Annotated in this window: 21 protein-coding genes; 13 read left to right on the top strand and 8 right to left on the bottom strand. The window is 65.2% G+C overall.

Going from position 1 to position 22433, the window contains the following annotated elements:
* Nucleotides 1–188 precede the first annotated feature (188 nt).
* The 7 genes from gspI to HH800_RS11050 are packed head-to-tail and all read left to right on the top strand — an operon-like array spanning nt 189 to nt 5266.
* On the top strand, nt 189–560 hold the full coding sequence (gspI, locus tag HH800_RS11080) for a type II secretion system minor pseudopilin GspI (protein WP_169861094.1): 372 nt from the start codon (nt 189–191) through the stop codon (nt 558–560).
* Nucleotides 560–1222, top strand: coding sequence for a type II secretion system minor pseudopilin GspJ (gene gspJ, locus HH800_RS11075; RefSeq protein ID WP_169861093.1), 663 nt, complete (start codon nt 560–562; stop codon nt 1220–1222). Before gspI ends, gspJ begins: the two co-directional genes overlap by 1 nt.
* The gene (gene gspK, locus HH800_RS11070) at nt 1209–2204 is read left to right on the top strand and encodes a type II secretion system minor pseudopilin GspK (RefSeq protein ID WP_169861092.1); all 996 of its coding nucleotides are present in this window, start codon (nt 1209–1211) and stop codon (nt 2202–2204) included. The genes gspJ and gspK overlap by 14 nt, the downstream gene beginning before the upstream one ends.
* The gene (gene gspL, locus HH800_RS11065; protein ID WP_169861091.1) at nt 2201–3319 is read left to right on the top strand and encodes a type II secretion system protein GspL; all 1119 of its coding nucleotides are present in this window, start codon (nt 2201–2203) and stop codon (nt 3317–3319) included. Before gspK ends, gspL begins: the two co-directional genes overlap by 4 nt.
* The gene (gene gspM, locus HH800_RS11060; protein WP_169861090.1) at nt 3316–3804 is read left to right on the top strand and encodes a type II secretion system protein GspM; all 489 of its coding nucleotides are present in this window, start codon (nt 3316–3318) and stop codon (nt 3802–3804) included. Before gspL ends, gspM begins: the two co-directional genes overlap by 4 nt.
* Nucleotides 3801–4523, top strand: coding sequence for a type II secretion system protein N (gene gspN, locus HH800_RS11055; protein WP_169861089.1), 723 nt, complete (start codon nt 3801–3803; stop codon nt 4521–4523). Before gspM ends, gspN begins: the two co-directional genes overlap by 4 nt.
* Nucleotides 4520–5266, top strand: coding sequence for a prepilin peptidase (locus HH800_RS11050; RefSeq protein WP_169861088.1), 747 nt, complete (start codon nt 4520–4522; stop codon nt 5264–5266). Before gspN ends, HH800_RS11050 begins: the two co-directional genes overlap by 4 nt.
* Before the next feature lie 242 nt (nt 5267–5508).
* Here the strand turns inward: HH800_RS11050 and HH800_RS11045 are convergent, their stop codons facing one another.
* Complete coding sequence (locus tag HH800_RS11045; protein WP_169861087.1) at nt 5509–6231, bottom strand: arylesterase; 723 nt, start codon at nt 6229–6231, stop codon at nt 5509–5511.
* Here HH800_RS11045 and HH800_RS11040 point away from each other — a divergent pair.
* Both HH800_RS11040 and HH800_RS11035 read left to right on the top strand, forming a co-directional pair.
* Nucleotides 6230–6919, top strand: coding sequence for an ABC transporter ATP-binding protein (locus HH800_RS11040; protein ID WP_169861086.1), 690 nt, complete (start codon nt 6230–6232; stop codon nt 6917–6919). The two genes, HH800_RS11045 and HH800_RS11040, sit on opposite strands and share 2 nt — an antisense overlap.
* Nucleotides 6916–9432, top strand: a complete 2517-nt coding sequence (locus HH800_RS11035) for an ABC transporter permease (RefSeq protein ID WP_169861085.1) — start codon at nt 6916–6918, stop codon at nt 9430–9432. Before HH800_RS11040 ends, HH800_RS11035 begins: the two co-directional genes overlap by 4 nt.
* Before the next feature lie 17 nt (nt 9433–9449).
* Here the strand turns inward: HH800_RS11035 and HH800_RS11030 are convergent, their stop codons facing one another.
* Nucleotides 9450–10499 (bottom strand): SphA family protein, encoded by a 1050-nt coding sequence (locus HH800_RS11030; RefSeq protein WP_169861084.1) that lies wholly within the window; start codon nt 10497–10499, stop codon nt 9450–9452.
* Between the two features lie 302 nt (nt 10500–10801).
* On the opposite strand from HH800_RS11030, the gene HH800_RS11025 reads away from it, so the two are divergent.
* Nucleotides 10802–11452: a response regulator gene (locus HH800_RS11025; protein ID WP_169861083.1), complete on the top strand. Its 651-nt coding sequence runs from the start codon at nt 10802–10804 to the stop codon at nt 11450–11452.
* 52 nt (nt 11453–11504) lie between these two features.
* Here the strand turns inward: HH800_RS11025 and HH800_RS11020 are convergent, their stop codons facing one another.
* On the bottom strand, nt 11505–12662 hold the full coding sequence (locus HH800_RS11020) for an ATP-binding protein (RefSeq protein ID WP_169861082.1): 1158 nt from the start codon (nt 12660–12662) through the stop codon (nt 11505–11507).
* Between the two features lie 661 nt (nt 12663–13323).
* Between HH800_RS11020 and HH800_RS11015 the strand changes: the two genes are divergently transcribed.
* A complete protein-coding gene (locus HH800_RS11015) occupies nt 13324–14151 on the top strand; it encodes an outer membrane beta-barrel protein (protein WP_169861081.1) in 828 nt (275 codons plus the stop codon).
* Between the two features lie 46 nt (nt 14152–14197).
* Here the strand turns inward: HH800_RS11015 and HH800_RS11010 are convergent, their stop codons facing one another.
* Entirely contained in the window at nt 14198–15112 is a 915-nt protein-coding gene (locus HH800_RS11010; protein ID WP_169863300.1) for a formylglycine-generating enzyme family protein, read from the bottom strand.
* 83 nt (nt 15113–15195) lie between these two features.
* A complete protein-coding gene (locus tag HH800_RS11005) occupies nt 15196–15573 on the bottom strand; it encodes a YidH family protein (protein WP_004207429.1) in 378 nt (125 codons plus the stop codon).
* Between the two features lie 582 nt (nt 15574–16155).
* On the opposite strand from HH800_RS11005, the gene HH800_RS11000 reads away from it, so the two are divergent.
* Nucleotides 16156–16890 carry a DUF2092 domain-containing protein gene (locus tag HH800_RS11000; RefSeq protein ID WP_235682089.1) on the top strand — a complete coding sequence of 245 codons (735 nt, stop codon included), beginning with the start codon at nt 16156–16158 and terminating at the stop codon, nt 16888–16890.
* Nucleotides 16887–17504: a hypothetical protein gene (locus HH800_RS10995; RefSeq protein WP_069336000.1), complete on the top strand. Its 618-nt coding sequence runs from the start codon at nt 16887–16889 to the stop codon at nt 17502–17504. Before HH800_RS11000 ends, HH800_RS10995 begins: the two co-directional genes overlap by 4 nt.
* Nucleotides 17505–17606: 102 nt before the next feature.
* On the opposite strand, the gene HH800_RS10990 is transcribed toward HH800_RS10995, so the two are convergent.
* The 3 genes from HH800_RS10990 to HH800_RS10980 all read right to left on the bottom strand — a co-directional run bounded on the left by HH800_RS10990 (nt 17607) and on the right by HH800_RS10980 (nt 22433).
* Nucleotides 17607–20405 carry a TonB-dependent receptor gene (locus tag HH800_RS10990; RefSeq protein WP_169861079.1) on the bottom strand — a complete coding sequence of 933 codons (2799 nt, stop codon included), beginning with the start codon at nt 20403–20405 and terminating at the stop codon, nt 17607–17609.
* A 316-nt stretch (nt 20406–20721) separates the two neighbouring features.
* On the bottom strand, nt 20722–21462 hold the full coding sequence (locus HH800_RS10985) for a winged helix-turn-helix domain-containing protein (protein WP_026109479.1): 741 nt from the start codon (nt 21460–21462) through the stop codon (nt 20722–20724).
* Nucleotides 21414–22433: a sulfotransferase gene (locus HH800_RS10980; protein ID WP_169861078.1), complete on the bottom strand. Its 1020-nt coding sequence runs from the start codon at nt 22431–22433 to the stop codon at nt 21414–21416. The genes HH800_RS10985 and HH800_RS10980 overlap by 49 nt, the downstream gene beginning before the upstream one ends.

Genomic DNA, 22433 nt, shown 5'->3' with positions numbered 1-22433 from the left:
TGCGCTTTGAAGCGTTCCACCCAACAGGGCTTCACCTCTTCTATGGCTTCCGCCCAACAGGGCTCCACGCCCGGCGATGGAGTGCCGAATGGATCCCGGATCAAGTCCGGGATGACGGCAGTGAGAGGGGCAGGCGTTCCGCCCCGCAGGGCTTCACGCCTTTGAAGCGTTCCGCTGAAATCGGCTTCATGTCTTCGTCGCGTTCCGCCCAACAGGGCTTTACGCTGCTCGAAATGCTGGTCGCGCTGGCGGTGTTCAGCCTGGCGGCACTGGCGCTGGTGCGGTTGCAGGGGGTGACGCTGCGCACCGCCGCGGATCTCGACAGCAAGGCGCTGGGCCAGATCGTCGCTCGCAACCTGATGGTCGAGGTGCAGAGCGATGTCGCCCCGCCCTCGGTCGGCGAGGAGGATGGCGAGGTCGAGAATGGCGGCCGCCGCTGGCACTGGACCCGCACCGTCAAGGCGACCGAGGACAAGCGCCTGTTGCAGGTCGATCTGGTGGTCGACGGCCAGCCGGGCGCCTCGCCGGTGGTGCTCAGCTTCCTGCGGGAGATGGAGTGATGAGGCCAGAGAAGCCGGAAGGCGGACGGGGTGAACAAGGTTTTACCCTCATCGAGCTGCTCGTCGCGCTGATGATCTTTGCGATGCTGGCGGCGGCGGGCGTGCTGTTGCTGGGCAACAGCGTGTCGGCGCAGGCGCAGGTCAAGGCGCGGCTGGATGACATGGCGGCGATCCAGCGGGCCGCGGGCGCGTTGTCGGCCGATCTTGGCCAGGCGGTGCCGCGCATCAGCCGCACCGAGGCGGGGACGCTGGCGCCAGCCTTCTGGGCGCATCGCGACGGCGAGGAACAGCCGGTGATGCAGTTCGTGCGCGGCGGATGGGATAATCTGGGCGACCTGCCCCGGCCGTCCTTGCAGAAGGTGGAATATTGGGTGCGGCAGGGCCGGCTGGAACGGCGCGGCTATGCCCAGATCGACGGCGCGGCGGGCGATGAGCCGGCGGCGCTGCTCGACCATGTCGAGGAGGTGACGCTGCGCTTCCGCGACATTCAGGGCGAGTGGCGCGAGGAGTGGACGCCAGGCCAGCCCGACCTGATGCCGCGCGCGGTGGAGATGGTGGTCAAGCGCACCGGCGAGCCGCCGGTCACGCTGCGCTTCCTGGTGGCGCCCGGTCCCAAGGAAGCGCCGCTTGACGATCAGGAGGCGTCCAATGCGGCAGCCTGATCCCAACCGGCCCGAAGAGCGCGGCGCCGCGCTGCTGACCGTATTGCTGCTGGTCGCGGTGATGGCGGTGGTGGCGGCCACGGCGCTGGAACGGGTAGCGCTGGCGACGCGGATGACCGGCAATGGCGGCGCGGTCGATCAGGGGCGGGCCTTCGCCGATGCCGGCATGGTGATCGCGCGCCTCAAGATCGGCGATCTGGTCGCGGCCAGTCCCGGCAAGACGACCCTGGCGGGCAACTGGATGGGCACGCCGCAGGCGATCCCGGTGCCCGGCGGTATGGCGACGGCGCGGGTGACCGATGGCAGCAACTGCTTCAATCTCAACAGCGTGGTCGCCGGCAATAATGAGAACAGCCTGAAGGTCCGGCCAGTGGCGGTGTCGCAGTTCCAGGCGTTGTTGCAGGCGCTGGGCGTCGATGTGCGCCAGGCGCAGGTCGCCGCCGCCTCGCTTGCCGACTGGATCGACACCGACAGCGTGCCCCAACCGGCTGGGGCGGAGGACGAGACCTATGCCCGCGCGGCGCGGCCCTATCGCACCGCCAACCGCTTCATGGTCGACGCCAGCGAGCTGCGGGCGGTGAACGGCATCACGCCGGCGGTCTATGATCTGGTCCGGCCCTGGGTCTGCGCGCTGCCGGTGTCGGACATGTCGCCGATCAATATCAATACCTTGCTGCCCGATCAGGCGCCTCTGTTCGCTATGCTGCTGCCGGGGCAACTGAGCGTGGCGCAGGCACGGCAATTGCTGGCGCAACGGCCGGCGGAAGGCTACGGCAGCATACCGCAATTCTGGCAGGCACCCTCTCTGGTCGGGCTCAGCCCGCTCACCGAGGTGGCCGAGCAGGTCAAGTTGACGACGGGATTTTTCAGAGTGGACGTGTCGGTGAATGTAGGGGGAACGCAAGTGGTGGAGCGCGGGCTGATCGATGCCCGGCAACCGCCGATCCGGCTGGTGCGGCGCGATTGGGGGGCGGGCGCATGAGCGCAGCCGATGCCCTGATCATTGCCCTGCCCGAGGGGGCGGAGGACGCGCCGACATGGATGCGCGTGGTGGATGGCGCGGTCGTCCAGACCGGCGCAGGCGCCAACTGGCTGGCCGCCTGTGGCCTGGCCGCGCTGCCCGACAAGGCGCGGGTGATGCTGGTGCCGCCGGCCGCGCTGGTGGCGCTGCACTGGGTGTCGCATCCCGACCTGCCGGCGCGGCAGGGGCGCGCAGCGGCGCGGCTGGGCGCGCTGGCCGGCGCCATCCTGCCGTCCGACCAGTTGTTCGCCGCCGCTGACGAGAATGACGATCCCGCCCGCCTGCATATCGTGGCGGTCGCGGCGCGCAGTGACATGCAGCATTGGTTGCTCTGGGCGCAGCATCATGGGCTGGACCCCGACATCATCGTGCCGGCGGCGCTGCTGTTGCCGGAAAGCGATGATGGTTTCGTATCCGGAATGATTTGTGGGGCGTCCGTATTGCGCGGCCCTGACATGGCGCTGACCGCCGATATGGCGCTGCCTGAACTGATCGGCGATGCGCCGGTGCGGGAGGTTGGGGCGGACGAGATCGAAGCGCGGCTCGTTGCCGCACTCGATGCGCCGCCGATCGACCTGCGCCAGGGTGATTTCGCCAAGCGGGTGCGGCGGCAGATCGATACGCGGGCGCTGGGCCGGATCGTGATCTGGTGCGGCCTGATCCTGCTGGCCAGCCTGCTCATCAGCCTGGTGACCCTGGTGCGGCAGAATGTCGCCGCCAGCCAGGTCGATGGCGAGAGCCTGGCGCTGGCACGGCAGGTGCTGCCGGAGGCGAGTGACGTGATGCAGGTCGAAGCGGAGATGGACCGGCAACTCGCCGCGCGCGGGGCCGGAGCCTATGCCTTCACCGCGCCGGTTGCCGGCCTGATGAGCGCGATGCAGGATGCGCCGGGCGTGTCGCTGACGGCGCTGTCGCGCGACCCCGACGGGATGCTGCGGGCTACGCTGGCCGCCGCCAAGGCGGATGACATCAACATCGTGCTGCTGGCGCTGCAGGCGGCCGGTTACACGATCACGGCGACCCCGTCCCAGGATCCGGGCGGGCGCACGCTGGCAGATATTACGGTGCGGTCATGATGGACAGGATGAAGGCCTATTGGATCGAACGGTCGCCGCGCGAGCAATGGATGCTGGGCGTGATGTTCGCGCTGCTGGCGGTGGTCATATTATGGCTGGGCGTGGCCCGGCCGCTGACCCATGCGCAGCGTTCCGCCCGCGATGCCCTGCGCGAAGCGACCGATCGCAACGCGGCGATCCGCGCCAAGGTGAAGCTGCTGAAGCATCTGCCGCGCAGGCCCGTGCCGACCGGCCCGGCCGTCCCGATCGAACAATTTGTCGGCCAGAGTGCCGGTGAGGCCGGGCTGACGCTGGAACGGGCGCAGCCGCAGGGCAATGACCGGATGGAGATCGCCATCGCCTCGGTCCGACCGGTGGCGATGATGAGCTGGATCGCGGGGCTGGAGGCGCAGGGGATTCGCGTCGAGACGATGAGCGCGCGGCCTTCGCCGACGGCGGGCAGCGTGTCGGTGCAGGCGGTGCTGGTGCGGGGAGGTGGCCAGTGAAAGGGCTGATCCTGTCGCGTCGGATGCGCATCATCCTGATTGCGCTGTTCGTGTTTGGCCTGATCCTCTTCATTCCGATGCGGGTGGCGCTGGGGCTGGCGCAGCTCGACCGGCTGGGTCTGGCCGCGCGCGAGATACGCGGCAGCGTGTGGAGCGGGCGGATCGACCAGCTGATGCTGGGCGAGATGCCGATGGGGTCTGTGCGCGCCGGCCTGTCGCCGCTATCGCTGCTGGTCGGCCGGGCGCGGTTCGACATCGCCCGACATCGCGGCCAGCCGGACGACATCCAAGGGGCGCTGACCGTCGGGCTCGACCGGATCGGCATCGATGATGTGACCGGTTCGGTGCCGTTGGGTCGCACCTTCGCGCCGCTGCCGGTCAGCGGGCTGATGATGGAGGATGTCAGCGGCTATTATCGCGGTGATGTCTGCGGCCATGCCGAAGGCCGGGTGCGGGCGCGGATGGCGACGCAGATTGCCGGGCTGAACCTGTCGCAGGGGCTGTCGGGCACGGTCGCCTGTGATGGTGATGCGCTGCTGCTGCCGCTGGTCAGCCAGTCGGGGATGGAAAAGATCAATCTGCGTATCTGGCGGTCGGGCCGCTATACCGCCGAAATGCGGATGGAAACCGCCGACCCGGCGCTGGCCGGGACGCTGGGGCAGGCGGGCTTTGCCACCGTCGGCAACGCCTATGTGCTGAAGGTCGAAGGGACGTTGTGATCGATCCCTGGGCGGCCCTGGTCGGCGCGGTCGCGGGTGCGATCGCGGGCAGTTTCCTTGCCACCCTGATCCTGCGCTGGCCGCAGGGGCGTGGCGTGATGCGCGGCCGGTCGGCCTGCGACGGTTGTGGCCGGCTACTGGGGCCGATCGACCTGGTCCCGATGCTGAGCGCGCTGGTGCAGCGCGGCCGATGCCGAACCTGCGGCGCGGCGATCGATCCGCTCCATGGCCGGGTGGAGGCGGGCTGCGCGATCATCGGCGCGCTGGCGCTGGGCTTCGTGCCGGATCTGGGCGGGATCGGCTGGGCGCTGCTCGGCTGGCTGCTGCTGACCCTAGCGGCGCTGGACTGGCGCCATTTCTGGCTGCCCGATGCGCTGACCCTGCCGCTGGCCTTCTTCGGCTTCACGCTGGGGCTGTGGACCACCGATGTTGCGTTGATCGATCGGGTGATCGGCGCGGCGGCGGGCTATCTGGGGCTGCTGGCGATCGCGCTTGGCTATCGCGCGCTGCGCGGGCGTGAAGGGCTGGGGCTGGGCGACGCCAAGCTGCTCGGCGCGATCGGCGCCTGGCTGGGCTGGCAGGCGCTGCCCTTCATCCTGCTGATCGCGGCGTCGCTGGGGCTGGTAGGGGCGCTGATCGCGCTGGCGCTGGGCCGGGCGGTGCAGGGGCAGAGCCGGGTGCCATTGGGGACGTTGCTGGCGATCGCGACGCTGCCGGGCTGGATCGTGCGAGGGCTGATCTAGCGGGGCCGTGAGGGCAAATTTGGGCGGGCAGGAAGCGACCAGAAGTGGACATTCCTCCCCGGCACGGGGAGGTGGCAGCGCGAAGCGCTGACGGAGGGGCAGGTGCCTCTTAGCGCTGCGCTATCCGGCCTGTGCCCCTCCACCACTCGCTACGCGAGCGGTCCCCCTCCCCGTGACGGGGAGGAATGTCTTGTTCCCACCCCTTTCGTCCATTTGACAGGCACCCGATTTTCCCCTGCGGCCTATTCCTCCAACTGCCTGGCCACCAATGGTGCGACCTTGGCGGTGATGCGCTGGACGCCTTGCGGGTTGGGGTGGATGCCGTCGGGCAGCAGCAAGCTGCGCTCGCCGATCACGCCGTCGAGGAAGAAGGGGTAGAGCGGCACGCCGTGCTTCTTCGCCAGGTCGGGGTAGATGGGGTTGAAGGCTGCGGCATAGTCCGGCCCCATGTTGGGCGAGGCCATCATGCCGGTCAGCATCGCGGGAATGCCGCGCTTGGCGAGCTCGGTCAGGATGGCGTCGATATTGGTCCGGGTCGCCTGCGGACTGAGGCCACGCAACATGTCGTTGCCGCCAAGGCCGACGAGGACCAGGTCGGGCTTGCGCGGCAGGCCGTCGAGACCGAAGGCGAGGCGGGCGAGGCCGTCGGCGCTGGTGTCGCCCGACACGCCGGCATTGACGACATGGGCCTTGATCTCCTGTTTTGACAGGGCTTGTTCAAGGATGGGTGCAAAGCCCTGATCCTGCTGCAGATTATAGCCGGCATAGAGGCTGTCGCCGAACACGACGACCAGCTTGCCATCGGCGATTGGCTGTGTCGCCTTCGCTGTCATGTTCGCGGCGCCATTGTCAGCGGCGGGAAGCGCTTGCTCCTTCGTTGGGGAACAGGCGGCGAGCAGTTGGACAAGCAGCAGCGAGAACCCATATAGCCGGAAACCGTTCGCCAAGGAGCCTTCCTTCTTCATGCATGCGACCATCGATGCCCCCCATATCGCGATCCAGGCGCGCAATGTCACCCTCTCGCTCGGCAACACGCAGATATTGAAGGGCATCGACCTGGATATTCGTCGCGGCGAGAGCCTGGCGATCTTGGGGGCGTCGGGATCGGGCAAGTCATCGCTGATGGCGATCCTGTCCGGGCTGGAACAGGCGAGCGGCGGCACGGTCAGCGTGGCGGGCGTCAATTATCGCGCGCTCGACGAGGATGGGCTGGCGCGGGCGCGACGCGGGCGGATCGGCATCATCCTGCAATCCTTTCACCTGTTGCCGACGATGACGGCGCTGGAAAATGTCGCCGTGCCGCTGGAACTGGCGGGGCTGGCCGATCCGTTCGGGCGGGCAGCGCAGGAATTGAAGGCGGTGGGCCTGGGCCATCGCCTGTCCCATTATCCCGCCCAGCTATCGGGTGGCGAGCAGCAGCGTGTGGCGATCGCGCGGGCCATGGCGCCCGATCCGGCGATATTGTTCGCGGATGAACCCACCGGCAATCTGGACCAGTCGACCGGCACGGCGATCATCGACCTGCTGTTCGCCCGGCAGCAGGCGAGCGGCGCGACCCTGCTGATCATCACCCATGATCCGGCGCTGGCGGCGCGGTGCGACCGGACCGTCGAGATGCGGGACGGCCAGTTGAGCGGCGAGGTCGCCGCGTGACGACATTGGGGTGGGGGGCAAGCTGGCGGATCGCGCGGCGCGACCTGCATGCCGGATTCCGCGGCTTGCGGCTGCTGTTCGTCTGCCTGTTCCTGGGCGTGATGACGCTGGCGGCGATCGGCAGCCTGACCAGCGCGATCACCGGCGAGATTTCGGCGCGGGGGCAGATGATCCTGGGCGGCGATGTCGAGATAGCCATGACCCAGCGGGTGATGGACGCGCGCGACCAGCAGGCGATCGCGCGGCTGGGCCGGATGAGCGAGACGGTGCGGCTGCGCGCGATGGTCCACAAAAGCGGCGCGGGCGCGGCGGCGCCGCTGCTGACCGAGCTGAAAGGCGTGGACGATGCCTATCCGCTCTATGGCACGCTGGCGCTGCAGCATGGCCGCTATGCGCCGCTGGCCGCCGACAGCATCCTGATCAGCCCGGCCCTGGCCGAGCGGATGGCGATCGGCGTCGGTGACGCGCTGCGCTATGGCACGGCCGATTTCACCGTCGCCGCCATCATCGCCGACGAGCCGGACCGGGTGGGCGAGGGCTTTACCCTGGGCCCGGTGGCGATCGTGTCGATGGACGGGCTGGACCGCACCGGACTGATCCAGCCGGGCAGTCTCTACCGCGCCAAATATCGGCTGCGCCTGCCCGCCGGGGCGGATGCGCAGGCGCTGCGCGAGCGGCTGGAGAAGCGCTATGTCGAGCAGGGCTGGGAATTTAAGGACCGTGAACGGGCGGCGCCGGGCACCAACCGCTTCATCGAGAATATGGGCCAGTTCCTGTCGCTGATCGGCCTCGCCGCGCTGGTGATTGCCGGGATCGGCGTCAGCAATGGCGTCGCGTCCTATCTGGCGATCAAGCGCGGCGCGCTGGCGACCTTCAAGGTGCTGGGGGCGACGTCGGCCGATATCCAGCGCATCTATCTGCTCCAGATCGGGGTGGTTGCGGGGCTGGCCATATTGGCCGGGCTGGTGGCGGGCGCGCTGTCGCCGCCAGTGCTGGTCTGGGCTGCAAGCGACATGCTGCCGGTGGCGCCGGGCTTCCATCTCTATCCGCTGCCGCTGGCGACGAGTGCGGCCTATGGCCTGCTGATCGCGCTGATCTTCACCCTGCCGCCGCTGGCCCGTGCGCGGACCGAGCCGGTGGCGGCGATCCTGCGCACTCTGGTCGACGGGCGGCGGCGGATCGACCGGCGCACACTGGCGCTTGTTGGCGGGGCGATCGCGCTGCTGGTTGCGGTCGTGCTGCTGACGGCGCGTACGCCGATGTTCGCAGCGGCGATGCTGGGCGCCATTACGGCGACCCTGTTGCTGCTGCTGGCGATGGGGCAGGGGATCAGACTGCTGGCGCGGCGCATGCCCCATGCGCGGCGGCCGCTGCTGCGGCTGGCGCTCGCCAACCTGCATCGGCCCGGCGCGCAGACGGCGGCGCTGACCGTGGCATTGGGGCTGGCGCTGACCCTGTTCGTCACGCTGGCGGCGATCCAGACCAGCATCCAGGCGGAGATCGGCCGGACCGTGCCGAAACAGGCGCCCAACCTGTTCATACTCGACATGCCGGCTGGGGCGGAGGCGCAGTTTCGCGCTTTGATGGCCAGGCGCGTGCCGGCGGCGAAGCTGAATGTCGTGCCGATCCTGCGTGGCACGGTGACCGGCTATTCGGGCAAGCGCGTCGCCGACCTGAAGGAAAAGCCCGAAGGGGCGTGGATCCTGCGCGGCGAGCGCGGCGTCACCTATAGCGCGACCCTGCCGGAAGGCAGCGAGATCGTCGAGGGACGCTGGTGGCCGCGCGATTATGTCGGGCCGCCGCTGGTGTCGCTGGACGCCGACCAGGCCAGGGCGCTGGACATCTGGGTCGGCGATCGCATTACCGTGTCAATCCTGGGCCGCGAGATCGAGGCGCGTGTCGCGTCGCTGCGCAAGATCAACTGGGACACGATGGGCTTCAACTATGTGATGGTCTTTTCGCCCAGCACGCTGGCGTCGGCGCCGCACAGCCTGACCGCGACGATCAGCCTGCCCGACAAGACCCAGGAGCAGGCCGTGACGAGCGCTTTGCTGGCGACTTTCCCCGGCGCGTCGGTGATCGAGGTGGGGCAGGTGATCAGCCAGGTGTCTGGCCTGCTGGACCAGATGTCGGGCGCGATCCTGGCGGCGGCATCGGTGACTGTGCTGGCGGGGGTCGCGGTGCTGATCGGGGCGATCGCGGCCGGGCGGCAGAGCCGCAGCTATGACAGCGTGGTGCTGAAGCTGCTGGGCGCCACGCGCGGCCAGATATTGGGCGCGCAGGCGCTGGAATATGGCGTGCTGGCCGGACTACTGGCGCTGGTGGCGCTGCTGCTGGGCGGGGCGGCCGCCTGGTATGTGGTGGTGCAGCTGTTCAGCTTTGGCTGGGTGCCGGACTGGGGTGTGGTGCTGGCGACGCTGGCGGGCGGAGCGGTGCTGACGCTGGGGATCGGCCTCGCCGGATCGATCCCGCTGATGTCGGTGCGGCCCGCGCAGGCGCTACGCCAGCTATAGGCGAAGATGCCCCGGCGCTATTGCGGGGGCATTTTCATGTAGAGCGGCAGGGTGAGGCTGAGGAAGAATGCCTCGCCCTTCAGCCGGTTGGTGGCGTCGAGTTCCTTGAAGGCGCGCAGGCGGAAGGTCGCGGGCGAGCGGCCCATCACGACGTTGAGCGCGGCCGTGCCGCCGACGCCGACCACCTCGCCCCGAAAGGCACCGAGCAGGGCGCCGCTGCTCTTGTCGTCGCTGATCTGCTTCAGCCAATAGCCCTGTGCACCGATGGAGAATTTCTTCGACAGCGCCTTTTCCACCGATCCTTCGAGATGGAATTCGTTGCCGCTGTCATATTCCGTATAGTCATTCTTGCCATTGAAGGTGACGCCGGCCTTGCCGGTCAGATCCCAGCCGCTCTCATCATCATGCAGGCTGAGCGCGAGCGAGGTATCGACCGCCCAGCGATGCAGCGCCAGATTGGCCAGTTGGTCCTCGCGATAATGGCCGACCGGGATGTTGACCATGCTACTCGCCTGGATGTGGAGCTTGCCCGCCTTCCAGCCGAGCATGGTGTTGAACACAGGATCGCCGACCACCAGCGCGGAATCATGGACGTTGAGGCTGCGCAGATTGCCGAACGGGCCGGTGACGACGGCATTGGCGTCGAGCATCGGCGCGCCGACCGGCAGGGTGACGCCCATGGACAATGTTCCGCCGAGGAAGTTGGTGGAGGGCACGACCAGGGTGGTCAGGAAATCGGCGACGATCGTCGCGTCGAGGCCGGCGACGACATTGCCGCCGACGACGAATTCCTTGCTGGCGCTGGCGCTGCCATTGTAGATGTAGATGGTGTCATCGAAATAGACACCCTCCAGCGGCGGCATCACGGCGGTCGCGGGGCCGCCGGTGCCCGGAACATAGAGACTGGCGGCGCCCTCGACCGCCTGGGCCGGGGTGCTGATGGCGGCGGCCAGTGGCAGGATGGCGCCCAGCAGGCAGGTCTTCATGTTACGCATCATTCGTCCCCATTGTCCCTGAAGGGCGGAAAGCCCGGCGCCATCATCCATCGACGCGTCGGGTGGGGCCATCGGGATAATCCCCGAGCCGATTGGGGAAGGCTTGCATCGCCGGAAACCCTGTACTTGGCGCTAAGATAACGAAAAGGCGTGATATTTGCGCTTTGCTCTCGCCAAGAGTGACAGGGCATGGCAGATTTCGATCCGCTATCGATCGTCCCGGAGAGGGCGAGGGGGCGGATATGCGGTCGCTTTGTGCGTGGTCAGGGCAATATCGGCCGATGCGGGGGAAAACCCTCATTGTTTCGGGCCGCCATGCCGCAATGATAGATAGGCTCATCATGGGCGCCATCGGGAGTGGACAGGGGTAAGGGATGAGCAAGCCATTGACGCGGATATTGATTGCCGACGATCATCAGGCCTTGCGCCAGGGGGGTCGGACTTTCCTCGAAACCCAGGATCGCTGGCAGATCGTCGCCGAGGCGTCGGACGGGCATGACGCGCTGAAGGCGGCGCGCGAGACCCAGCCGGACATCGCGATCCTGGATTATTCGCTGCCGCTGATGAACGGGCTGGAGCTGACCCGCGCGCTCAAGCAGGAATTCCCGCGGATCGAGATTTTGATCTACACCATGCATGATCGGGAGGATCTGCTGGTCGAGGTGCTGCGCGCGGGCGCGCGTGGCTATGTGCTCAAGTCCGACAGCGGCCAGCATCTGCAGTCGGCGGTCGAGGCGCTGTCGCTGCGCAAGCCCTATTTCTCGGCGGCGATCTCCGAAACATTGCTCGACCATTATGTGAAAAGCAGCGTGGCCGGCAGCAATGTCGCCACGCTGACCCCGCGCGAGCGCGAGATCGTCCAGTTGATCGCGGAGGGGAAGATCAACAAGCAGATTGCCCATCTGCTCGATATCAGCGTGAAGACGGTCGAAACCCACCGTGCGGCGGCGATGCACAAGCTGAAGCTGGGAACGACGGCGGAACTGGTGCGCTATGCGGTGCGCAATAATATCGTCGAACCCTGATCGGCGGGCGATCGGCGGGCGGGCCTGATCCTGCGTCGCCGATCAGGCGAGGTCAGTCGGTCTGGCGGCGGCGCGGTATGGTCGCGGTGACGAGCGTTCCGGCGCCGGTGCGGCGGACTTCCAACTGGCCGGCGAGGGCCGCGACCCGCTCCCGCATTCCCGACAGGCCGACGCCGACGATGTCGCGGCCCTGGCCGTTGAGGATATGTTCGGGCACGCCCCGGCCATCATCCTCTATTTCCAGGGTGAAGCTGGTCTGGGTCCGTCGCAGGCGGACGACGGCGTGGCGGGCATCGGCATGTTTGTAGACATTGGCCAGTGCTTCCTGCGCGACGCGATAGAAGGCGATCTCCATGTCCGGGTCGCGCTTGATCGGTCCCGAAAGGCAGCGAAATTCGACCTGGAGCCCGGACCGGCGGGCGAAGCCGCGGGTGAAATGGGCGAGGGCCGCCTCGATACCATCCTCCGCCAGTTCGGGCGGATGGAGCAGATAGCTGAGCGTCCGCACCTGGTCCTGGATCGCCTTGAGCGCGCTTTCCATGGCCTGATAGGCGTCGTTGGCCTGGGGGCTCATGTCGCTGTTGCGCAGCGTCATGAGGTTGAACTGCATCAGGGCCAGTTGCTGCGCCGTTTCGTCATGCAGTTCACGGGCGATCCGCTTGCGCTCCTCTTCCTCCGCCTGCAGCATCGAGAGGTGGTAGCGACGGGGATTGGCGGTTTCGCTTTCCGGATCTTCATCGTCGAGATGGCTGAGGATGAACAGATCCTCGGCGCCCGGCAGGCGTTCGCCATGGACGACCATGCGGATGTCCTGCCCGGCGAGCGGGAAGCTGAGGGTCTGGCTGAAGGGCGTGCTGTGCTGGCAGAGGGCGGCGACATGTTCGCTTACGCTGCGGGCATCCTGCGGCGGCGCGGCGAAACGCGCCTTGACGGCATAGTAGCTCTGGCCTGCCACGAGATGCAGGTCGAGGCCAACGGCGCGGAGATAGGGCTGGCAGGCGCCATTGATGGCCACGATGCAGGCATCGCGATCCACCACCACGATCTTGACCGGAATGCTGTTGATCAGGCGCTGCAGCTCTGCACGGGATGTTGTATGGGACGGACTCGGCGGAACCAGATAGATCGGCACGGGAACTGTGGCACTGCCACGTTCGTCACCGAAAAACTCCGGATAATAGGGTGCCCCCGCTTGATGTAGTTCGAGCATGACGTCTCCCTCACCAGCTAAAAATGCCCTGTATCATTCGACCGGGGCGAAAGTCCCGGCGCGTAAAGATTATCTGCGCGGCAAATGCCGCGTGAAAATGGACTAACTAACGAGCGACCCTGTTATCGGTAAGTATACCGGTGGTGATTCTATGTAGCAATGGTCAAGCCTGTGTAAAAAGCAGAGTTTTTCCTGGCCTTTCGACGCTTTCTGCATTGATGGATGTTTGACCGGTTGCTGCCACGAAACCTATGTGAAATGGGCGTTTAACAGCGTTAATGGACCAAAGTATGACATTGTATACTTTGAAGAAATGTGGGTTTTATGTATAATTTTAGGTCTAAGGAAATATACCTAGCGTGGCGCGCCGAAGTTGGTCGGCAGCCTGCTCGCCGCTCCTGAGTCGCGCATGCCGGATGGATGGTTGAGAGGCCCGATCTGATGACCGGGTATTTACCCGGAGAGGGGGGATCGGCCTGCACGACATTTTCCGGCCGCATTACAGGCCAATGGTGATGACGGCATCGGGTTTACCCCGGCAACATTCTCCGCGCTCCTAGGCAATGACCCCGATGCCCAAGCTCTACGCAAGGGCGCACAAGGGGGCAGGCGGCATGGTCACCGTATCTAATGAGCGGCCGCCGGCCGAAGGGAGGACGAAATGGCGCGTCACAGCATCAGGCTTGGCGGCATTTGTGTCGTGATGATGGGTACGGTTGCAGCGCCCGCGCATGCGCAATCGCTCGACGACAAATATTGGGTCGAAGTGGGGGCCTATTGGCCGTCGGTCAGTTCCCATGTCCGGGTCGCGCCAGCCTCCAACCCGGATGGCGGCACGAATATCGACCTGGAATCCGACCTCGATCTCGACAAGCGCAAGGTGCTGCCGCAGGTCGCGGCGGGAATAAGATTGGGCGACAACTGGTCGGTGATGGGCGAATATTATTCGCTGAGCCGCAACGGGTCCAAGACGGTGGCGCGCGATATCACATTTGACGATGTTACCTATCCGGCCGGAGTGCGGGTGGAGAGCGGCTTCGATAGCGATGTCTACCGGCTGACCTTCGGCTATGCGTTCGTGAGCACGCCCGACACGCGGGTCGGCGCGGCGCTGGGGCTGCATGCGACCGATTTCACCCTGACGCTCAAGGGCGACGCGAGATTGGGCGAAACGCAGGTGAGCGGGACGCAACGTCGTCGCAAGGCGCTGGCCCCGCTGCCGACCGTGGGGCTGTTTGCGACGCAGCGGATCGCCACCGACCTGACGCTGAGCGCGCGGGCGGATTATCTGTCGCTCAAGATCGACGATTATAAGGGGCGGCTGCTGAACACTGAAGCCGCCATGACCTGGCGCTTTGCCAAGAATGTCGGGATCGGCGCGATGTGGCGCTACGTCAATTATCGGGTCGATGTCGACAAGGACAATTGGGCCGGGCGGATGAAATATCGGTTCAGCGGCCCGGCGGTCTTCATGCAGGTCGGTTTCTGAGAAGAAAGGGGCGTCGTGCGGATCGGCGCGACGTCCTTTTTGCCTGTCAGGCCGCGCGGATCACGCAGCGGAAGCCGATATGGCTGGTCGAGGAGTCGATCGCCTGGGCATGGCGCGCGGCTGGGCGATAGCGCCGGCAATAGCTGGGGGCGCAGAGGTGCGAGCCCCCTTTAAGGACACGGCGCGGAATGAGGATGTGCGGCTGCTGCGGGTCATAGCTGGCCTCGCGCGCCTGGTTGAGCGGGTTGCGCGGCGCGCAGCAGGGGCGCGAGGGATCGGCCTGGTGCCGGGCGGCGTAGAAATCCTCAGTCCATTCCCAGACATTGCCGATCATGTCCGACAGGCCATAGCCATTGGCGGGGAAGCTGCCGACTGGTGAGGTGCGCTCATAACCGTCGATCAGCAGATTTTCGGACGGGAAATTGCCCTGCCAGAAATTGGCCATCGCCTTGCCATCGGGCAACAGTTCGTCGCCCCAGGCAAATTCCTGGCCATCGATGCCGCCGCGCGCGGCAAATTCCCATTCCGCTTCCGTGGGCAGCGCCTTGCCGGCCCAGGCGGCATAGGCAGCGGCATCGTCATAGGTGACATGGACCACCGGATGGTCGTCGAGATCATCGATCGAGGAGTCCGGGCCGAGCGGATGGCGCCAGTCGGCGTCGAAGACATAGCGCCACCACTGGCTCCAGTCATGCAGCGGCACCGGGCGTTCGGTCGGCGTGAACACCAAAGAGGCGGGGCGCAGCATGTCCGGCTGGGCGCCGGGGTAATCGTCCGGATTGGGTGCGATCTCCGCCGTGGTGCGATGGCCGGTTGCCTCGACGAAGCGGCGGAAGTCGCGATTGGTGACGGGGGTGGCATCGATCCAGAAGGCATCGACCTCGACCGGATGGGCCGGGGCTTCCTCGGGATAATGATGGTCCGATCCCATGATGAAGCGGCCGCCGGGAATATGGATCATGTTGTCCGGCGCAGTGGCCGCAGGGGCGAGGGGGGATGGCACGGTCAACCGATACTCCTTGTCTGTCGATCCTGTTGATGCGCCTATACGGCGCGCGTCGCAATGGCCGCGAACAGAGCAATGCCGGCCACGCACATGATCAGCGCCATGACCAGCACCGGCCGGCCCAGATGAAACTGGTTGGTCTGCTTGAGGTCGGACAGCGTCATCCAGTAGCCCCATGTGCCAAGCAGGATGGCCAGCGTGCCCATGCCGGCGAGGAACAGGCCGATATGCTGCGGGCTCTGGGAATCGCCATGGCCCGTCTTCTCCGTCGCGGCGTCGAGAAATTTGTAGATGGTGAAGCCGAAGCTGAGCATCGAAAGCGAGGTGCGGATCCAGGCCATCAAGGTGCGATCGGCGGCCATGACGGTGCGCTTTGCACCCAGATCGGCTGGCAGATTGGGAATGTCTTCCGTCATGATTGCCGCTCCGTCAGCGAGAAATCTTGCGGTGATCCTAGGCGTGCCGTCGGGGATTGGCGATCATGATAAACCCTGGGACGGCACAGTGAGGATCTGTTGCCGGTGCGCGGGCGCAAAGGGGCGCGGAGCGTTGGATAGCAGCATGTTACGATCGCGCCGAATGACGGGCCTCGGCGCAAAAGGCCGATCAGGGCAAATCCCGACTTGGCCGGCCCCGGCGGCGCTCTAGCTTGATAGCGACAGGACAAGGCCGGGATGGTGCGGAAATGACCACCCGGCAGCAGGGATCGGCCGGGACTACCGGCCCATGAAATGACTGCCACCCATCCCCCCGGGTGTGGTCATGCATCAGGCGGGAAGAAGGACTGCACTTTCCGCCTGATGCTCCGTCAGGCTCAGGGGTTGCTCGGAAAGAAATGCGGCCAAATCGGCAATTATCCCGATGGGCCGTATCGGCGGAACAGCGATAGTCGGCCGCAGCAAGGGAGATGGCGTCCAATGGCCGCATCGCGCATCTCGCCGCGCGTCCGATCCGGGCAGAAGGAGCTTGTGATGAGGTCAAGGATAAAATGTGTCTGTGTGCCGCTGGCTTTGCTGGGCGCATCCACTGTCCATGCGCAGACTGCTGCGCCGGCGGCGGGCGTGGTCGAGCCGGCGGCGATGGACGCCATGGACAAGATGAGCGCCAAGCTGATCGCGCTGCCCGGCTTCGCGCTGAAGGCCGATGTGACGACCGAAGTGGTGCTGGATACCGGGCAGAAGCTGCAGTTCACCGGTGCGCTGGACATTCAGGTCCACAAGCCCGACGCGTTCAAGATCGTCGCCACATCCGACATTCAGAATCGGGAATATTATTTCGGCGGCGGCAAGTTCACGGTGCTGGCGCCGCGCCTGAACTATTATGCCAGCGTGCCGGTGACCGGTTCGATCGGCCAGTCGCTCGACAGCCTGCGCACCACCTATGGTATCGAACTGCCGCTGGCCGACCTGTTCACCTGGGGCACGGACCAGACGCTGCGCAGCCGCATAAAGTCGGGCTATGTCATCCGCCCAGAGACGATCGACGGCCGTACCTGTACCCATTATGCCTTCCGCCAGGAAAAGGTCGACTGGCAGATATGGATCGAGGATAGCAGCCAGTTGCCCTGCAAGATGGTGATCACCGACACGAATGATCCGTCGATGCCGCAATATAGCGCGCTGATGCGCTGGGACGGCAGCGCGCGACCGTCGGCGGCTGACCTCGCCTTCACCGCGCCGGCCGGCGCCAATCCGATCCGCATGGTCGACCTGAGCAAGGGAGAGGCGAAATGAGCATGGAGGCAAAACGGGGCCTGGCCATCATCGCATCGCTTGCCCTGATGGCCGAACCGGTCGTCATCGGTCGGGTCATGCTGTCATCGGCGGCGCTGGTGCTGGGCATGGCCGCATCGACGGCGGAGGCGGCGCCGCCCCGGAAGCGTGGTAATCGCGGCGGTGGCGGGCGTGCGCGACCGGCACGACCATCAGGTGGCGGCCATGCGGCGCGGCCGGGCAAGTCCCATCCGGGCGGGCGGCCGGGCGTGCGCGGCGGATCGATCAACAATGTCAATCACAACCGGCATCACAACACGGTCAATAATGTGCATGTGAATGTCGATCATGGCGGTGGGCATCATGGGGGCGGTCCGGGCCGCTACGACCATTATGATCATCATCGCCATGACCGGTGGGATGATGATTGGGACGATCACTGGCATCCGGTGGCGACCGCGGCCGCGGTGACGCTGACAGCGGCGGCGATCGGGTCGATCGTGCGCAGCGTACCGCCAGATTGTTCGACCGTGGTCGTCAATGGCATCAGCTATTCGCAGTGCGGCAATAACTGGTATCAGCCGCAATATGTCGGATCGTCGGTGCAATATGTGGTGGTCAATCCGCCACGCTGAGGCGCCGGTCGATCAAGGAAAAAAAGCGGCCGTCCGAAAGGGCGGCCGCTTTTTTTGTGGTGCAGGTGCCGGACAGGCGAGGAGGCCCATCCGGCAGCTCGATCAGAACTTGACCGAGGCGTTCACGAAGAAGGCGCGGCCATAGACGTCGTAGGTCGACGGATAGGTATTCGACTGCTGCTGGTTGTCGCCCATGATCGGCGGCTTCTTGTTGAACATGTTGTTCATGCCCAGCGACCAGCCGAAGGTTTCCGTCGCCTGCACCTGGAGGCCGAGGTCGAACAGGTTGTAGGCCTTGATCTTCTCGACGCTATAGGTGGTCGTATCGTCGTCGTCGCGGACGCTCGACAGATAGCGATGGGTCAGGCCCAGGGTGATCGGGCCGCTGCTCCAGGTGATGCGGTTGTTGAGCCGCAGCTTGGAATAAGGATCGCCGCAATAGACGCCGAAGCGACCGGCGCAGCTCTGGTTCAGTTCCGGGATCGCCGCGACCGGGTTCAGGTCGTAACGGATCAGGCGGGTGCCCGCGACGCGGAAGCTGAGCTTGCCGGTCTTGGCGCCGAACACGCCGAAGTTGAGCGGCAGGCTGTAGTTCATCTCGAAGTCCACGCCCTCGGTCTTGAGACCACCAGTGTTGGACAGGAGATTTTCCGCGCCCTCGATCGCATAGCTGTTCTCGTTGCGCGGCAGCAGCGAGCAATAGCTGCTGTCATAGGGCGTCCAGCCATTGGACTGATCGCCATAGCAGGCCTTGATGATGTTCGCGGTGCCCGGCGTCGAAATGTAATTGTCGATCTTGATATGATAATAATCGACCGTCAGGCTGAAGCGCGGCAGGAAGCTGGGCTGGAGCACGACGCCTGCGGTCCAGGTGTCCGATTTTTCCTCACGCAGGTTCGGGTTGCCGCCGGTGATCGAGTCGATCTGCGAGCTGCCACCGTTGATGTCGGTGCCGAGCGCGCTCGACGGCACGCCAGTCGCGACGCAGCTGGCCGCCAGGCTGGCATTGGTGGTCGCGTCCTCGGTCGAGCAGGGATCGTTCGCGGTCGGGAAGTCCTGCGACTGGCCCGAATAGAGATCCGCGACGGTGGGCGCACGCACCGCCCGGCTATATTGGCCGCGGAAGGTGACGTCCTTGATCGGCGCGTAGATGAGGCCGGCCGAGAAGGTGCCGACATTCTTGGCTGCGGTCGAGTAATGCGAGAAGCGGTAGGCGCCGTTGAAGTCGAGCTTGTGGACCAGCGGCAGATCGGCGAGCAGCGGCACGTCGATTTCGGCGAACAGCTCTTTCACATTATAGCCGCCCGACAGGCCTTCACCGGCGTTGAAGCCGACGACGTCGCCCGAGGACAGGGCATAGTCCGGATCATAGCTGCCATGTTCGGAGCGATATTCGGCGCCGAAGGCAATACCGGCCGGGCCGGCGCCCAGGTCGAACAGATTGCCGTTGGTGACGGCGAAGCTGGCGACCTGTTCGGTCACGGTGCTGACATTCTTGACCGGGATCGAGATGAAGGCGGCGGCTTCGCTGCTGATATTGCCTTCGCCGAAGATGTTCAGCGGGACGCAGCCATTGCTGGTGTCCGAACAGACCAGATTGCCGTCGCTGTCATAGGTGGTCTTGAGCGCCTGCTCCACGCGGCTGCGCGATACGTTGCCGGTCTGGGTTTCGACCTGCTTGGTGCGCGAATAGCTGTAATAGCCGTCATAGTTCCAGTCGCCGGCAATCTGGCCCTTGGCACCGATCAGGGTGCGATAGGCGGTGTTGTCGACATTGGAGATGCGGGCGCCGACCTCGTTGAGGCGGCGATAGATGGCGGCAGTGGCATAGCCATCGCCATCGGTGTCCGCTGCCGACAGCAGCGCCTGGGATTCCGGGGAAAGGAAGGAGGAGTCGACGTCGAGCGAGACCGAACCGGTGAACGGCGTGGACGCCAGGCGGTTCTTCACCCGGTTGTTGATGAACTGACCCTCGGCATAGACGGTCAGGTGATCGTTGACGTCATAATGGGTCTGGGCGCTCAGCAGGATGCGCTTCTGGGGCACCTGCAGATAATTGTCCGGCGCATAGTTGTAGGCGTCGGTCGTCGCGTCATAGGCCGAATAGCTGCCGTCCTGGTTGAACTTATACTGGGTGCCGGCCAGGGCGAAGCGGGTGCCGGGGATCGAGCCCGAGCCGCCGGCGGCCAGGCCGCCATCGCCGTCATCGGTATAGGCCTGCTTGGTGTAGCTGCGGGCCGACTGCTGGACGGCGTCGCGCTTGGTATAGTCGATATAGAAGGTGGCGTTGCCGCGACCGTCGGCGAAATTGCCACCCATCAGCAGGTTGGTGTTGAAAGTGCCGCCGTCGCCCGCCTGGTTGATGCGATAATTGGCGTTTGCTTCCACGCCGGAAAAGTCGCGCTTGGTCACGAAGTTGATGACGCCGGCGATCGCATCCGAACCATAGACGGCGGACCGGCCGCCCGACACGACCTCGACATGGTCGATCAGGCCCGCCGGAACGGTGTTGAGATCGACGATCTGGTTGGAGTCATAGGAGACGTAGCGACGCCCATCGACCAGCACCAGGGTGCGGTTGGCACCCAGGCCGCGCAGGTCGGCCGTCGATACGCCGCCGCCCGGATTATTGGATGCCGCCGTCGTGCTGGGGATCAGCTGGGGCAGGTCATTGATGATCGATTCGACGTTGACCTTGCCGCTGAGCTTCAATTCCTGCGCGCTGACGATCGCGATCGGCGATGCCTGCTGCAGGTCGGGGCGGGCGATGCGCGAACCGGTGACGACGATGGTGTCGCTGGTCGCGCCATCATCCGCCGCGCTGGTCTGCGCGAAGGCCGGGGTCGCCAGGCCGAGCAGGATGGTCGACGCCGAAAGGCGCCGCATGATGTGAGACGGCATGAAAATAATCTCCCTTGGGATATTTTATCCCGGCCCGCGCCCTGTTGGTTCTGTCTTTGGGGTGACGCGAGCCGATGGAGAGATTTGTATGCGTGCGACGAAGTGCGTCAACGCGATTTGCCGTGTTTCACAAAGGTTTAACAAAGCTGTTGCCAATAAAAAACAGATATGACGATAGTTTTGATTATGTTGTGAAATGTTGCGTATGTTTCACGTAATTTCATAATTTATGAAATGTCGTAATTATATTTGATTTATGACGAAAAAACCCCACATATTTTCATATGCGGGGTAATGAATCTGATTTTTATTGCGGTCAGTTGGCGGCGTTGCCAGCCGTGACGGGGTGGACGAAGATATAGCCTTCGTTGCGCACGGTGCGGATCGTCTGCCCCTTGAGCCCGCCGGCCGACAATTTGCGACGCAGACGGCACAGCTGGACATCGATGGCGCGGTCATAATGGTCGCTCGACGCGCCATAGACCTGATCGAGCAACTGGTGGCGGTTGAGCACCTGGCGCGCATTGGCCACGAAGACGCGCAGCAACTGATATTCGCCCTCGGACAGCGAGATGGTGCCGCCGCTCGGATCGAACAACTGGCGGGTGGTAAGGTCGAAGCGCCAGCCCTGGAAGGCGACCCAGCTATTGTCGCGCGGTGCCGTAGCCATGGTGCCGGCATCGGCCTGGCGGCGACGGGCGCGCAGGGCCGCATTGGCGCGGGCGAGCAGTTCGCGGGCGTTGCAGGGCTTGGTCAGATAATCTTCCGCGCCCATTTCCAGGCCCAGGATGCGATCGATGTCGCTGCTGGCGCGGCTGTGGATGATGACCGGGATGCGCCGTTCGAACGCGAATTCGCGTAGCAGGCCGGCAGTATGCTGGCCCGGCATCATCGGTTCGGCGATCAACAGGTCATAATGACCCTCTTCCGAAAGGCGGCGCATATCGGCGAGATTGGCGGCGGTGTCGACGTCGAAGCCATAGCGGCCGAAATAGTCCGACAGCGACGTCAGCAGTGCTGCGTCATCGTCGGCAAGGAGGATGTGGCTGTTCTGCATGATCGAGCATAGGACGGCGCCGTCGCGGCCATCCCGTCGCGTGATTTCGCGTCGCGGCATGTCTGTTGTTCCAGTCGGTCGGCAATGGCGGCCTCGCCATGCCGATAATAGTCGTTGAAATGGGCGATGGCGCCCTCGCCCAATATGTCGCGCATGCGCAGCGGACGGCCGAAGCGGCCCGAGGCATTGGCGCGGCGGAGCAGTTTGCGGCTGAGCCCATACCAGCCGGGCAGATGGAGCAGGCAGTCCTTGTCCGCGACGGCGCGCCGGGTGAAGAGATTGGCCGCGCGAAAGGCCCAGAGCAGAAGCCGGCCGGGGGAGGGGTTGCGTGTGCCCCAGTCCAGCCGGTCGAGCGTGACGTCCAGCCCGAAACGGGCGGCATAGGCGGCGGCGAAGCCGCGCGGATCGGCGCGAAAATCCTCATAGCGGAAGACATGGACATTGTCCGCGCCGAACAGCCGATCATAATGAGCGATCAGCCGGGCATAGTCGAAATGTTCACGGCGGAAGCCGGGCGCCTCGTCCCGCTCCGGCGCCACCGGGCCGAGCCGGTCACGACCGAACAGATAGCGATGGATGCCGAAAGTGCCGCCGCCCTTCACATATTGGAGATAGGCCGACGCGATGGCCGAGCAGGGATCGCGCACGAAGATGACGATCTGCGCGTCGGGCAGCGTATCGCGGATGCGGCCGGCGACATCCTTGGAAAGATTGCCGGCCAGCCCGCCATTATGCAGCCCGCCGCTCAGATTTTCCTCGCACAGGATGATGTCGTCGCGGTCCTGGCCCAGCTCGTGGCGGGCCTGGTCAGGTTCGAAATGGAGCGCGCCGGCCTCCAGGAAGGCGGCCCGTGCCACAGCGCGGGGCAGGTAGCGACGATTGCGGACGGCGGGATAGAAAATATCCTGGAACCAGGTGGTTCCGGTCTTGTGATAGCCGATATGGATGATGGGGCCCCTGTAGTTGCGCAT

The sequence above is a fragment of the Sphingobium yanoikuyae genome (assembly GCF_013001025.1).
Classification (GTDB): Bacteria; Pseudomonadota; Alphaproteobacteria; order Sphingomonadales; family Sphingomonadaceae; genus Sphingobium; species Sphingobium yanoikuyae_A.
This window is presented reverse-complemented; position numbering and strand designations above follow the sequence as displayed.